At 63.0% G+C, this 13837-nt stretch carries 11 protein-coding genes; all 11 read left to right on the forward strand.

The window, feature by feature from the left end:
- The first annotated feature begins 328 nt into the window (after positions 1-328).
- The 11 genes from DIE06_RS02545 (at position 329) to DIE06_RS02595 (ending at position 13807) form a co-directional block, all read left to right on the forward strand.
- Complete coding sequence (locus tag DIE06_RS02545; RefSeq protein WP_124660003.1) at positions 329-1480, forward strand: iron-containing alcohol dehydrogenase; 1152 nt, start codon at positions 329-331, stop codon at positions 1478-1480.
- 11 nt (positions 1481-1491) lie between these two features.
- A complete protein-coding gene (locus tag DIE06_RS02550; RefSeq protein WP_124660051.1) occupies positions 1492-1914 on the forward strand; it encodes a thioesterase family protein in 423 nt (140 codons plus the stop codon).
- A gap of 38 nt (positions 1915-1952) precedes the next feature.
- Positions 1953-3494 carry an enoyl-CoA hydratase-related protein gene (locus tag DIE06_RS02555; protein WP_124660004.1) on the forward strand — a complete coding sequence of 514 codons (1542 nt, stop codon included), beginning with the start codon at positions 1953-1955 and terminating at the stop codon, positions 3492-3494.
- Between the two features lie 11 nt (positions 3495-3505).
- On the forward strand, positions 3506-4384 hold the full coding sequence (locus DIE06_RS02560; protein WP_124660005.1) for a xanthine dehydrogenase family protein subunit M: 879 nt from the start codon (positions 3506-3508) through the stop codon (positions 4382-4384).
- Positions 4381-4914: a (2Fe-2S)-binding protein gene (locus DIE06_RS02565; RefSeq protein ID WP_124660006.1), complete on the forward strand. Its 534-nt coding sequence runs from the start codon at positions 4381-4383 to the stop codon at positions 4912-4914. Before DIE06_RS02560 ends, DIE06_RS02565 begins: the two co-directional genes overlap by 4 nt.
- Positions 4911-5672 (forward strand): N-acyl homoserine lactonase family protein, encoded by a 762-nt coding sequence (locus tag DIE06_RS02570; protein ID WP_124660007.1) that lies wholly within the window; start codon positions 4911-4913, stop codon positions 5670-5672. Before DIE06_RS02565 ends, DIE06_RS02570 begins: the two co-directional genes overlap by 4 nt.
- Complete coding sequence (locus DIE06_RS02575; RefSeq protein WP_124660008.1) at positions 5665-8109, forward strand: xanthine dehydrogenase family protein molybdopterin-binding subunit; 2445 nt, start codon at positions 5665-5667, stop codon at positions 8107-8109. Before DIE06_RS02570 ends, DIE06_RS02575 begins: the two co-directional genes overlap by 8 nt.
- Positions 8093-8845 carry an SDR family NAD(P)-dependent oxidoreductase gene (locus DIE06_RS02580; RefSeq protein ID WP_124660009.1) on the forward strand — a complete coding sequence of 251 codons (753 nt, stop codon included), beginning with the start codon at positions 8093-8095 and terminating at the stop codon, positions 8843-8845. Before DIE06_RS02575 ends, DIE06_RS02580 begins: the two co-directional genes overlap by 17 nt.
- 83 nt (positions 8846-8928) lie before the next feature.
- A complete protein-coding gene (locus DIE06_RS02585) occupies positions 8929-10494 on the forward strand; it encodes a class I adenylate-forming enzyme family protein (RefSeq protein WP_124660010.1) in 1566 nt (521 codons plus the stop codon).
- A 35-nt stretch (positions 10495-10529) separates the two neighbouring features.
- Complete coding sequence (gene gabD, locus DIE06_RS02590; RefSeq protein WP_124660011.1) at positions 10530-12011, forward strand: NADP-dependent succinate-semialdehyde dehydrogenase; 1482 nt, start codon at positions 10530-10532, stop codon at positions 12009-12011.
- 140 nt (positions 12012-12151) lie between these two features.
- Complete coding sequence (locus DIE06_RS02595; RefSeq protein ID WP_124660012.1) at positions 12152-13807, forward strand: MFS transporter; 1656 nt, start codon at positions 12152-12154, stop codon at positions 13805-13807.
- Positions 13808-13837 lie beyond the last annotated feature (30 nt).

Genomic DNA, 13837 nt, shown 5'->3' on the forward strand with positions numbered 1-13837 from the left:
TTCGACCTCGCAGCGGACGTTAACCGTGTAGGCATGTCCGGTACACAACAACCAGGAACGTATCGGAAATGCAAGCGATCTCTACGTTCGCGATTTCATATTGGAACGGCTGCGCTCCCCACGAAAGCGACGGCCGCATCCGCGCGGAATGCTTCAATAAATCGGTAAATCGCGGCTGGATAGCCGCGCGGCGTCATACATGACAAGTTGTCGAACAAGGGACTTGCAAATCAGAATTCCGCTCACTATAGTCCACTTATGCAAGTTAGTTTGTCGTCACGACATTGACGTCGATTCCGTGATTCCGTGATCGGGTGGAGGAGCAAAATTGAACGCATTTGAGTTTCAGTCGAACAGGTCTACGATCGTCGAGGCCGGTGCCTCGGCCCGCCTTGGGGAAATCGTCGGCCGGCTGGGCTGTCGCGCGGTCTTTCTCGTGACCGATCGCGGTATCGTCGATAACGGTCTGCTGAAACCGGCTCTTGATAGCCTCGAGGCAGCCGGCACGGCCGTTACGGTGTATGCGGACGTGCAGGCCGATCCGCCGGCTCACGTTGTGAATAGTGCGGCCGATGCGGCGGTGTCCGCCCGGGCCGACTGCGTGGTCGGTATCGGCGGCGGCAGCTCACTCGACGTCGCGAAACTGGTGGCGCTTCTCGCGCACCGGACGGAAAAGCTCGACGCCGTCTACGGCGTGGGCGTCGCGAAGGGGCCGCGGCTCCCGCTGGTATTGCTGCCCACGACTGCGGGAACGGGATCCGAGGTCACGCCGATTTCTATCGTGACGACCGGAGACGGAGAAAAGAAGGGCGTTGTCTCGCCCGTTCTGCTGCCGGACATCGCCGTGCTCGATGCGGATCTGACGTTGAGCCTGCCGCCCGCCGTCACGGCGGCGACGGGCATCGACGCGATGGTTCATGCGATCGAGGCGTACACCAGCAAGCGCCTGAAGAATCCGGTCTCCGATTGCCTCGCGAAGGAAGCGCTTCGCTTGCTCGGCGCCAACATCGGCGAGGCTTGTGCCAACGGCATCAATCGCGACGCACGCCAGGCAATGCTGCTCGGCGCAATGCTGGCCGGCCTGGCGTTCGCCAATGCGCCCGTAGCAGGGGTGCACGCGCTGGCCTATCCGGTGGGCGCACGTTTTCATGTTCCGCACGGGCTGTCGAACTCGCTCGTTCTGCCGGCGATCATGCGTTTCAATCTCGATGCTGCGGCCGACCGGTATGCGGAGCTTTCCGCCGTTCTGATGCCCGACGTCACGGGAAATACCGGTGCGCGTGCGAACGCACTGGTCGAGCGACTGACTGCACTGCCGAAGGCGCTCGGCTTGCCGACGCGGCTGTCGGACGTCGGTATCAGCCGCGGCGATATCGCGACACTGGCGGAAGACGCGATGCGTCAAACCCGTCTGCTCGTGAACAACCCGCGCGAGATTTCCCTTCAGGATGCGGCTGCGCTCTACGAGGAGGTTCTGTGACCCAGAAAAAAATGCCGTCGCGTCGCGCCCAATATCCGCACTTCAGCGCTATCCAGACGCGCTGGTCCGACAACGATTCCTACGGGCACGTGAACAACGTCGTCTATTACGCGTACTTCGATACGGCGGTCAATCGGCATTTGATCGAACGTGGCGTGCTCGATATTGCAACCAGTCCCGTCATCGGGCTCGTGGTCGACACGCGTTGCACGTACTTCTCGTCGATCGGCTTTCCCGACGTCGTCCACGTCGGCATGAAGGTCGTGCATCTCGGCAACAGTAGCGTGCGCTACGAGGTCGCGCTGTTTCGCAACGATGCTGATACGGCTTCGGCGATCGGCGAGTTCGTACACGTCTATGTCGATCGGGCAACGAACGGTCCGGTGCCGATTCCGAACGATGTCCGGCAAGTCTTGCGGTCGTTGATGGCCTGACGCGCCGGTCATCACAGGTGTCCTGGAGGAGAGAACAAATGGAAATGGCAGGAGAGGCACGGTTGCAGGCATCCCGCGAGACCGTGTGGAACGCGCTCAACGATCCGGCGGTGCTGCAGGCCAGCATCCCGGGGTGCGAAGTGCTCGAGAAGAGTGCCGACAACGAATTTTCCGCGACGGTGGTGTCGAAGGTCGGGCCGATCAAGGCGCGGTTCGCCGGCAAGGTGACTTTGTCTAATATCGCCGCCCCCGTCAGTTACACGCTGACGGGTGAAGGGTCCGGCGGCGCGGCAGGCTTCGCGCGTGCTGACATCGACGTGGCGCTCGAAGCGCTGGAGCAGGATGTCACGCTGCTTCGATACGGCGTCAAGGCGAACGTCGGCGGCAAGCTGGCGCAGTTGGGCTCGCGAATGATCGATGCGGCGGCGCGCAAGTCGGCCGATGATTTCTTCGACCTGTTCGCGAGGCAGGTCGGCACGAAAGTGGCCAATGGCGAACAGGAGACGTTGTCATCGACGATGGGCGTCGATGCACTGATGGCGGCTGTGTCGATCGAGCGTCCGCTCGTTGCGCCGGCTCACGCGGAATTGGCCATCGCCGCCGAACCCGCGGCGCCGCGGCAACGCGTGGAATCCGTCGGCAGCGCTGCGCCGCAGGCTCGCTCCTCCGGGGCGGACGGCGCACCCGCGGTCCCGTTGACCGATCTTCAGGCGGAGGTGACGGATGCGTTGATGACCGAGAAGATCAAGGTGTGGATCTCCGATCAGATTGCGGTCGTCACCTTGAACCGGCCGCGCAGTCGCAACGCGATGACATACGGGATGTGGCTTGCGATGCCGTCGATCATGACCGCTCTCGAACGAAATCCCGAGGTGCGGGCCGTGTTGCTGACAGGCGCGGGCGACGACTTCTGTGCCGGCGCCGACATCTCCGAGTTCGAGAAAGTGCGCGCCGACGCTGGCCAGGCGAACGCGTACGAGATTGCGGTGGATGCGTGCTGCGATGCGATCGCGAACATCTCGAAGCCGACCATTGCCGTATTGCGGGGCTACTGCCTGGGCGGAGGCGCGCATCTGGCGATGTCGTGCGACTTCCGCTTCGCGGCTCCCGACGCCACGTTCGGCATTCCTGCGGCGCGCCTGTCCATCATCTACGGCGTGCGTGGGACGCGCAAGCTGTTGTCGCTGGTGGGGGTGTCGCAAGCAAAGAAGATTCTCTACGGCGCAGAGCGATTTGATGCGCGTGCGGCACGCGACATCGGATTCGTGGACCGGATTGCCGGAGACGACGCGCAGGTCGCGCCGCTCTCGTGGTGGCAGCGTGTGACCGGCGGCAAGTCGCGCGCAAGGACGAGCGATCCGATGGCCGATGCGCGCGCGTTCGCGAGAACGATGGCGGCCAACGCGCCGCTGAGCCTGGCGGGAGCGAAATACCAGCTGAACGGGATGGCAATGGGCACCGGCGCGCTGGATCTCGATAGAGCCGAAGCAATGATCGCGGCGGCAGCCAGCAGCGACGACTATCGGGAAGGCCGGGCCGCGTTCGCGGAAAAGCGCTCGGCGAAATTCCAGGGACGTTGACGGAGGAAACGATGAAACCGGCACCGTTTGACTATTGTTGCCCGGACTCCGTCGACGAGGCGATCGCCGTGCTGGTGGCCTGCCGCGGCGATGCGAAATTGATGGCCGGCGGCCAAAGCCTGATGCCGATGCTGAATTTTCGGGTCGTTCGTCCCGCGATGATCGTCGACATCCGCAAACTGGTTGAACTCGACTACGTGCGCGAGCGTGATGACGGCGGACTCGCGGTGGGTGCGCTGACGCGTCACCGCGTGCTCGAGACGTCGCGCCAGGTCGCCCGACGTTTTCCGATCATTCCTGACACGATGCGCCATGTCGCCCACCTCGCGATCCGGAATCGCGGCACGATCGGCGGAAGCTTGTCGCATGCCGATCCGGCTGCGGAGTTGCCGATGCTGGCGCGATTGCTGGATGCGACGATCGTCACGCGTTCGCCCCGCGGCGAGCGCAGGATTGCGGCGGCCGATTTCTTCATCGCGCCACTCACGACGAGGCTCGACGATGACGAGATGGTCGTTCGCGTCGATTTTCCGGGCGTGAAGCCCGGGACCGGCTGGTGTTTCGAGGAATTCTCGCGTCGCGCAGGCGACTTTGCGCTGGCCGCCGTGGGTGTGCTGCTAGATGTCCGCGACGGCGTCATTCACGATGCGCGCGTCGCGATGATGGGAGTAGGCGACACGCCGTTGCGGCGCAGTGACTCGGAAGCGATCCTGCGCGGCAAGCCGTTGTCCGACGCGCTCGTGGAGGAGGCGGCGGAAATCGCGTGTGACGGACTGTCTCCCGCCATGGATCTGCATGCTTCGCCGGCGTACCGCCGCCATCTCGCGGGCGTGCTGGCGCGGCGCGCGATACGCAGCGCATGGTGCCGTGCTTCAGGAGTCGCGCAATGACCGAACGTGACAGTGCCCGCAAGCCCGTCTGGATGATCGTCAATGGCACGGTCGTCGAGTGCAGCGTCGAACCGCGCCTGCTTCTGTCCGATTTCTTGCGACACGACCTGTCGCTGACCGGCACGCACGTCGGTTGCGAGCACGGCGTATGCGGGGCTTGCACGGTGATCGTCGACGGCGATAGCGTGCGGTCCTGCCTGATGCTGGCGATCTCGGCCGACGGTTGCGACGTGCGTACCGTGGAGAGCATGGGCACGCCCGATTCGCTGAGCCCGCTGCAGGAGGCGTTCCGTGAACATCATGGCCTTCAGTGCGGGTTCTGTACGCCCGGCATGCTGGCGACCTGCACCGATGCGTTGCAGAAATACCCGCTCGACAGCGATGACGAGATTCGCGACGCGCTGTCCGGAAATCTTTGCCGCTGTACCGGCTACCAGGGCATCGTCGAAGCCGTCCGTATTTGCGTAACGGCGCGCGACGCATTGCGGCAGGCCGCCGGATCCGAGCCAACCGAGGATAACCAACGATGAAAATGCATGTTCTGAATGGCGGCCGGCTCCGGATGCGCAAGAGTGTCTATCTGCCGGAAGCCGAGCGAAGCGAAACGATCGATCTGCCGGTGGCATGCATGCTGTTTCGGCATGGTCAGGGAAACGTATTGTTCGACACCGGATGCCATCCGCAGGTCGTCGACGCTGCCGCCGCTCGCTGGGGGGCGATGGCGAAGGCCATGACGCCGATCGCCGGACCGGAAGACAACGTCATCTCGGAGTTGAAAACGCTCGGGCTCGGGCCGGACGATGTCGATGTAGTCGTCAACTCCCATCTGCACTCCGATCATTGCGGCTGCAATGCGTTCTTCAAGAGAGCGACGTTCTTCTGTCATGCAAAGGAGCTGGCTGCCGCCCAGGGAGAGGAGGCACTGCAACGCGGCTACATTCCCGCCGACTGGCAGCATCCGATGCCGACCGAACTCATCGACGGGGAGCGCGACGTCTTCGGCGATGGAAAGATGCTGCTGGTCCCGTTGCCGGGGCATACGCCAGGGAGCATGGGCATGCTCGCGACGCTGGAGCGTGACGGCGCCTTCCTGCTTGCTGCCGACGCCGTTGCGCTGCGCGAGAATCTGACGCGCGAAGTGATGCCGCGCAACACGTGGGACTCGGATGCCGCGTTGTCATCTCTCAACGAAGTCCGGAGGCTCGAACGAGATGGCGCGAGCGTGATCTTCGGCCACGATCCGCAACAGTGGGAGACGCTTCGCAAGGGGGCTCACGCGTATGAGTAAGCCGCGTCGTGATCCTGGCGCGCCGCCGGACGCCGATGTCGGCATCGACGAACAGCCGCGCGGCGGTTTTGTCGGGCGGCCGGTGCGCCGATTCGAGGACGCGAGACTGCTCACCGGACTCGGACGTTATGTCGACGATCGGCCGGCCGGAAATGCACTTCATCTCGCGATCGTGCGCAGCGACCAGGCGCATGCGCGCATCCGCGCCGTGCGTGCCGACGCTGCACGCGGCATGGAAGGTGTATTCGGCATCTATGCGTGGGCCGATCTGGCTGGCCTCGTCAAGCCGGCTGTCGCGGTATCGCGCATGGCGGATTATCAGCCCACGCCGATTCATGCGCTGGCGGACGGTGTCGTGCACTTCGTTGGCGAACCGGTCACCGCGGTGCTCGCCGATAGCCGCTATCTGGCCGAGGATGCGCGGGATGCGATCGAGATCGAATACGAACCGCTGCCGGTCGAGACCGATGCCGAGGCGGCGGCACAGCCTGGCGCGCCACTGCTGCACGACGGGTTGACGAGCAACGTGCTGGTCGAACGACGGTTCGTGCGCGGTGAGATCGACGAAGCATTCGCGAACGCGCCCGTCACCGTTGGCGGCCGGTTCCGGTTTCACCGGAAGATGCCGACCGCGATGGAGCCGCGCACCTATATCGCGGAAGTGGATCCGGGCCGGGACGCCCTGACGCTCTACACGTCGAGCCAGATACCGGGCATCGTGCGCGACGCGATGGCGGATCTGCTCGACATGCCGGGCAACCGGCTGACGGTCATCGCGCCCGATGTCGGGGGCGGATTCGGCGGCAAGACCTCGGTCTATCAGGAGGAGATGCTCGTATGCGTGCTCGCGCGAAAGGTCGGGCGCCCGGTGCGCTGGAGCGGTGATCGGCTCGAGGACATGCTGTCGACGAGCCAGGCCTTCGACGAACGGGTCGATGCCGAACTCGCACTGGATAGCGATGGCCGGATTCTGGGGCTGCGTGCCGAAGTGATCGGCGATGTGGGCGCGTATTCGATCTATCCATGGACCGCCGGCATCGAGCCGGTACAGGTCATCAGTTTTCTGCCCGGGCCGTACCGGGTCCCCGCGTATCAAGGACACGTTCGCGGGGTGACGACACCCAAGGCGCCGACCGGACCCTATCGCGGCGTCGGACGCCCGACTTCGACATTCGCGATGGAGCGCCTGATGGATCTGGCGGCAAAGCGTCTCGGAGTGGACCCGACGGAGTTGCGGTTGCGCAACCTTGTGCGTCCCGAGGAGTTCCCGTATCGGACGCCGGTCGGCATCGTGTGGGATCAATCGGCGTTCATCGAAGGACTCGAGGCAGCCAAGGAGCGATTCGACTACTCCGCCGCGAGGCAGGCACAGGCGCAGGCGCGTGCCGAAGGGCGCTGGGTCGGTATCGGCGTCGCCTGCTATGCGGAACTGTCCGGCATCGGCTCGCGCATTTCGGCATCGCCAGGCATGCCGATCAACACCGGCACCGATACGTGCGTGATCCAGCTCGATTCGACCGGAGCGGTCACGGCATCGTTCGGCTGCGCATCGCATGGTCAGGGGCACGAGACGACACTCGCTCAGGTGCTGGCCGACGAACTCGGCGCGCGCATCGAAGATCTGCGCGTGATCACCGGCAATAGTGCCGCCGTACCGCACGGTACCGGCAGTTATGCCAGCCGGACGGCCGTCATCAGCAGCGGGGCGGGAATGCTGGCAGCGCGCGAGCTGCGTGCACGGATGCTGCGCGTCGCAGGCCACCTGCTCGACGTGTCGCCGGAGGATCTCGACGTGGTCGAGAGCGTCATTCGCGTGCGCTGGCGCGACGCCCGTCTCACGTTCGCTGAGCTGGCAAAGGCGCTCTATTCGCAAATGGGACGCGTGCCGCTGGAGTTCCGGGAGAACCTTTGCGTCAGTCGGGTGTACGACCCGGTGGTAGGCACGACCAGTTCGTCGACGCATCTCGTTCAGGTGGAAATCGATCCCGACACGTATGGCGTTCATGTTCAGCGATACGTGATCGCGGAGGACTGCGGACGGGTGATCAATCCGTTGATCGTCGCGGGGCAGACGCGTGGCGCCGTGGCGCAGGGCATCGGTGCGGCACTGCTCGAAGAAGTCGTGTACGACGCCGACGGCCAACTGCTGACCGCGAGCCTGGTCGATTACCTGCTGCCCTCGGCACCGGAAGTCCCGACGTTGGATCTCGTGCACCTCGAGAAACTGGCACCGAATACGCTGGGCGGCTTTCGCGGCATGGGCGAGGGCGGGACGATCGGCTCGCCCGCGGCCATTGCGAATGCGATCGCCGATGCGCTGTCGCCGCTGAACGTCGACATATCGGAATTGCCGGTGACGCCCGAGCGCCTGTATCGCCTCATTCATTCATCCCCCATTGAATCAATCAAGGAGCAACAAGATGGAATTCAGACTTGACGGAAAGGTCGCGCTCGTCACCGGCGGCGCCCGGGACGTGGGCCGTGAAATCGCACTGGGCCTGGCTGCCGAGGGTGCGAGTGTCGTCGTCAACTATCACGGATCGAAGGCCGCGGCGGAAGCGGTCGTGGACGAGATCCGCGCGCAAGGTGGGCGAGGGCGGGCGATCGGCTGCGACATCTCGGACTGTCGGGCCGTGGATCAGATGATCGACGAGACCGTCGAGGTCTTCGGCGGTCTCAACATCCTTGTCAACAATGCCGGGCTCGTCATCCGCAAGCGCTTTCTCGATTCCCACCCGGACGAATGGCGCAAGCAGATCGACGTCTGCCTGTACGGCACGCTGAACTGCACGCATGCGGCGTTGCCTCATCTGGAGCGTCAGAAAGGCAGCGGCCGAATCATCACGATCACGGGCGATTCGTCGCGGGTCGGCGAATCCGGCCTGGCGATCGGCGCGGCCGCGCGCGCGGCCAATATCGCACTGATGAAGTCGATCGCACGAGAAACGCGCTCGGGCACGACAGCCAATGCGCTGGCGCTCGGGTTGATCGAGACCGCACACGATCCGGAATTTCTCGAGGCGAATCTGGAACGGCTGGTCAAGCTCTATCCGCTTCGACGTCTCGGTCAGCCGCACGACGTCGCGCCCATGGCAGTTCTGCTTGCATCGGAAAAGGGGAGCTGGATTACCGGTCAGGTGATCAGCATCAGCGGCGGCTTCAGCATGGTCTGACGGCGCAAAACCCCGATTCTTTACGCCATCCGACACATCAGCGCCGCCAATCGAATCCGAAGGTGACGATCGAGGAGACAAACATGATTCACACCGAGCTTATTGTGCCTGTCAACGAATTGCTCAAACGCCATAAAGAGCGCAATCCGGACAAGGCCGCATTCGAGGACGCACGCACGTCCGTCACTTATGCGGAACTGGACGCGATGACCGCACGCCTAGCGACGCACTTCCAGCGGGCGGGCGTGCAGGCCGGCGATCGTGTCGCCGTCGTGCTGCCGAACTCGGTCGAATGGGTGGTGAGCTGCCTCGCCTGCGTTCGTGCCGGTGCGATCGCCGTGCCAATCAACCACGAGGCCACTTCGCCGGAGATCGAGTATCGGCTGGATGATGCAAGCTGCACGGCACTCGTGACGAGCGACGTGCGCGAGCGGGAATTGCGCGCGGTCGGTGCTTCTGTCGGTACGGTCAGGGAATACGTGACCGTGTCGTGGTCGTCGCAGCCCGTCGTCGGTACGCCATTTGCAGTCGCGACGGCGCGCGGCACCCCGAGTGAGCCGTTGGATCCGGACACGATCGACGATCCCGCATTCGTGATCTATACGTCGGGAACGACGGGCAAGCCCAAAGGCGTGCTGCTGTCGACGCGCGGCATGCTGTGGGTCGCCGCCGCATGCTGGGCGCCGATTGCCGGCCTGACGGGCAGCGATCGCATATTGAGCGCGCTTCCGCTGTATCACTCGTATGCGCTGAACTTCTCCGTGCTGAGCGTGCTCGCAGTCGGTGCGACCGCGTATCTGATGGAGAAGTATTCGTCGAGCGAAATCCCGCGGCTGCTGTCGGACGGGCGCTTCACGGTCATGCCGGGCGTGCCGACGATGTTCCACTACCTGCTCGAATCCGCGCGGGCGAACGGGCGCGGCTCGCTGCCCGGGCTGCGATTATGTGTGTCGGCCGGCGCGATACTGCCGGGCACGACGAATCGCGAATTCGAAAACATGTTCGGCCTGAAGCTGCTCGATGGCTACGGCATTACCGAAACCTCGACGATGGTCACGATGAACTGGCCGACCGGTGCGCGCGTATTCGGCTCGTGCGGCCTGCCGCTGCCGGGCGTAGCGACGCGCGTCGTCGATCCTGTTGCGTTGCGCGATGTCCGTGTCGGGGAAGAAGGCGAGTTACTCGTCCGCGGTCCCAATGTGATGAAGGGATACCTGAACAAGCCAACGGAAACCGATGCGGCATTGAGCAACGGCTGGTATCGCACGGGCGACTTGGCACGCTTTGATGCGAACGGCTATATCACCATCACGGGGCGCCTCAAGGAAGTAATCATTCGGGGCGGCCAGAACATCTCACCGGCCGAGATCGAAGAGGTGGTCTGCGAGTACGACGGCGTTCACGATTGCGCGGTCGTCGGCATGCCACATGCGCATCTCGGCGAGGTGCCGGTGGTGTTCGTCGTCGAGCGAGCCGAGGGCGCTGTGGATGTCGCGGCGCTGCTTGCGCACTGCAGTCTCCATCTGTCGGCTTACAAGGTGCCGTCCGCGATTCATGTGACGACGGAAATTCCGCGGACCGGATCGGGGAAGGTCATGCGGTTCAAATTGCGCGAAGCCGTACAACCGGCCGAGCACGGTGACGTCTGACACGTTACGCCTATCCTCTGACTGGAGAAGTATTGATGTCGACAATTTCATTGAGCGGACAAGTAACACTTCGAAATCCTGAACTGATAAGGAATGTGTGCCTGATCGCAGGTGAATGGGTTCACGCTGACCAAGGCGGCACGATCGACGTGCGCAATCCGTCGACGGGGCAGTCGCTCGGGACGGTGCCGCGCATGGGGAGAGATGAGACATTGCGCGCGATCGACGGCGCCAATGCCGTGCTGGCCGAATGGCGCTCGCGTACGGGCAAGGAGCGTGCGGCAGTTTTGCGTCGCTGGTATGAGCTGATGATCGAGAATCAGGATGATTTGGCTGCGATCATGACGGCTGAGCAGGGCAAGCCGCTTTCGGAAAGTCGTGGGGAAATCGCCTATGCCGCGTCGTTTCTGGAATGGTTCGGCGAGGAGGCCAAGCGTGCCTATGGCGATACGATACCAGGGCATGCGCGCGACAAGCGCATCGTCGTGCTGAAGCAACCCATCGGCGTGTGCGCTGCGATCACGCCGTGGAATTTCCCGGCGGCGATGCTGACGCGCAAGATCGGGCCGGCACTCGCCGCTGGTTGCACGATGGTATTGAAACCGGCGAGCCAGACGCCATTCTCCGCGCTTGCGCTCTGCGTGCTGGCGGAGCGTGCCGGCGTACCAAAGGGGGTGATCTCGTGCGTGACTGGCGCGGCGGCGGAGATCGGCGAAACGTTGACGGCCAGCCCGATCGTCCGCAAGGTCTCGTTCACCGGATCGACGGAAATCGGCAAGATTCTGCTGACGCAATGCGCGTCGACCGTCAAGAAGGCATCGATGGAACTGGGCGGCAACGCGCCGTTCATCGTATTCGACGATGCCGATCTCGACGCGGCAGTGAAAGGTGCAATCGCATCGAAGTATCGCAATGCGGGGCAGACCTGCGTATGCGCGAACCGTCTGCTGGTTCAGGACGGTGTGTATGACGCGTTCATCGAAAAACTGTCGGTGGCCGTGCAATCCATGCGTGTCGGCGACGGATTCGAGGAAGGTGTCGCGATCGGTCCTTTGATCGACGAGCATGCCGTCGCGAAGGTTGTGGAGCACGTCGACGACGCGATATCGAAGGGCGCGCGTGTCGTAGTCGGCGGAAGGCCGCACCAGAAGGGCGGCAACTACTACGAGCCGACGATTCTTGCCGATGTGACGCCGTCGATGCGGATCTTTCGCGAGGAGACGTTCGGTCCCGTCGCCCCCATTTTCCGGTTCAGTACCGACGACGAGGCGATCGCGCTCGCGAACGACACCGAATTCGGTCTTGCTTCCTATTTCTACAGCCGGGATATCGGCCGCGTGCTGAAAGTGGCCGAAGCGCTCGAGTACGGCATCGTAGGCATCAACGAAGGGCTGATTTCGACCGAAGTCGCACCGTTCGGCGGTGTCAAGGAGAGCGGGCTCGGACGCGAGGGATCGAAGTACGGCATCGAGGACTACCTCGAGCTCAAGTATCTGTGCGTGGGCGGAATCGCCTGACGCTCGGGGCGGCACCTGGGTGCATCGACGCTTCGGTGCCGGTTCATCGCGAATGCTTCGATGGAGGTATCTCGCACAATAAAGTCCAGTAATGAAAGTTAAACAACAAAGATGAATCCATTGGTTTGGAGGAGCTAGACATGTCAACGGTCAATGTGGCAGTGCCTGCGTCGCGGATGTCCCGTGACGAAAAACGGGTAGTTTTCGCGTCTTCGTTAGGTACGGTATTCGAGTGGTACGACTTCTTTCTGGCGGGCTCGCTGGCGACGTTCATTGGCAAGCATATTTTCTCCGGTGTCAACCCGACCGCGGGATTCATCTTTACGCTGCTGAGCTTTGCTGCGGGTTTCGCGGTGCGACCTCTCGGGGCGATCGTATTTGGACGTCTGGGCGACCTGGTAGGCCGCAAATACACGTTTCTCGTGACGATCGTCCTGATGGGCGGCTCGACGTTTCTCATCGGGTTGCTGCCGGGCTTTGCCACTATCGGGATCGCTTCGCCGATCCTGTTTGTCGCGATGCGGATGATTCAAGGGCTCGCGCTTGGCGGCGAATATGGCGGCGCGGCGACCTATGTCGCGGAGCATGCGCCGAATGACCGGCGCGGTGCATGGACCGCCTGGATTCAGATGACCGCGACGCTCGGGCTGTTCCTGTCGCTGGTGGTCATTCTGGGTGTGCGAACCACGACAGGCGAAGGTCCGTTCGCATCGTGGGGATGGCGAGTGCCATTCCTGATGTCCATCGTCCTGCTCGGGATATCGGTGTGGATCCGTCTTCAGTTGCACGAGTCGCCGGCATTCGAGCGCATGAAGGCGGAGGGCAGTCGCTCGAAGGCACCCGTAGCCGAGGCATTTGGGCAATGGAAGAACCTCAAACTGGTGTTGGTCGTGTTGTTCGGGCTGACGGCGGGGCAGGCAGTCGTCTGGTATACGGGGCAGTTCTACACGCTGTTCTTTCTGACGCAGACGCTCAAGCTCGAGGGTTCGACGTCGAATGTGATCCTTGCCATCGCACTCGTGATCTCGGCGCCGTTCTATGTCGTGTTCGGTTCATTGTCCGACCGAATCGGACGCAAGCCGATCATCCTGATCGGTTTCGCGCTGGCGGCCGCCACGTATTTTCCGCTGTTCAAGGGGCTCACACACTTTATCAATCCCGCGCTGGAGACGGCACAACGGAATGCGCCGATTGTGGTGAAGGCATTTCCTCGCGAGTGTTCGTTCCAGTTTAATCCGGTCGGTACGGCGACCTTTACCAGTTCATGCGATATCGCCAAGAGTGCGCTCTCGAAAGCTGGGCTGAGCTACCGTAACGATCCGGCGGCGCCGGGCGAGAGGGCAGCGATCGTCGTCGGCGGCAGCGTCATTTCGTCATACGATGGAAAATCCGCCGACGCAGCCATGCAAGGGCGTGATTTCGACCGGGCGCTGCAGCGTGCGCTGCATGATAACGGCTATCCGGCGAAGGCCGATCCGGGCAAGATCAATTGGCCGATGGCGATCCTTCTGCTGGCGATCCTGATGATCTACGGCACGATGGTCTACGGGCCGATCGCGGCCATGCTCGTCGAGTATTTTCCGACACGGATCCGCTACACGTCGATGTCGTTGCCATATCACATCGGCAACGGATGGTTCGGTGGATTCCTGCCGGCTTCCGCATTCGCGATCGTCGCGGCAAACGGGAACATCTATTCCGGCCTCTGGTATCCGATCGTCATTGCGACCGCTTCGCTGATCGTCGGGATCTTGTGCGTGCGCGAGACGCGCGGCACCGATATCTGCGCAAACTGACCAGACAACATATCGATACGGAGTCGAGCG

The sequence above is a fragment of the Burkholderia sp. Bp8998 genome, assembly GCF_003854235.1.
Classification (GTDB): Bacteria; Pseudomonadota; Gammaproteobacteria; order Burkholderiales; family Burkholderiaceae; genus Burkholderia.

Bases quoted from the DNA above. Each gene is read 5' to 3' on its own strand.
- DIE06_RS02550 (WP_124660051.1), top strand. From the start codon at position 1,492: ATGCCGTCGCGTCGCGCCCAATATCCGCACTTCAGCGCTATCCAGACG.
- DIE06_RS02555 (WP_124660004.1), top strand. From the start codon at position 1,953: ATGGAAATGGCAGGAGAGGCACGGTTGCAGGCATCCCGCGAGACCGTG.
- DIE06_RS02560 (WP_124660005.1), top strand. From the start codon at position 3,506: ATGAAACCGGCACCGTTTGACTATTGTTGCCCGGACTCCGTCGACGAG.
- DIE06_RS02565 (WP_124660006.1), top strand. From the start codon at position 4,381: ATGACCGAACGTGACAGTGCCCGCAAGCCCGTCTGGATGATCGTCAAT.
- DIE06_RS02570 (WP_124660007.1), top strand. From the start codon at position 4,911: ATGAAAATGCATGTTCTGAATGGCGGCCGGCTCCGGATGCGCAAGAGT.
- DIE06_RS02575 (WP_124660008.1), top strand. From the start codon at position 5,665: ATGAGTAAGCCGCGTCGTGATCCTGGCGCGCCGCCGGACGCCGATGTC.
- DIE06_RS02580 (WP_124660009.1), top strand. From the start codon at position 8,093: ATGGAATTCAGACTTGACGGAAAGGTCGCGCTCGTCACCGGCGGCGCC.
- DIE06_RS02585 (WP_124660010.1), top strand. From the start codon at position 8,929: ATGATTCACACCGAGCTTATTGTGCCTGTCAACGAATTGCTCAAACGC.
- gabD (WP_124660011.1), top strand. From the start codon at position 10,530: ATGTCGACAATTTCATTGAGCGGACAAGTAACACTTCGAAATCCTGAA.
- DIE06_RS02595 (WP_124660012.1), top strand. From the start codon at position 12,152: ATGTCAACGGTCAATGTGGCAGTGCCTGCGTCGCGGATGTCCCGTGAC.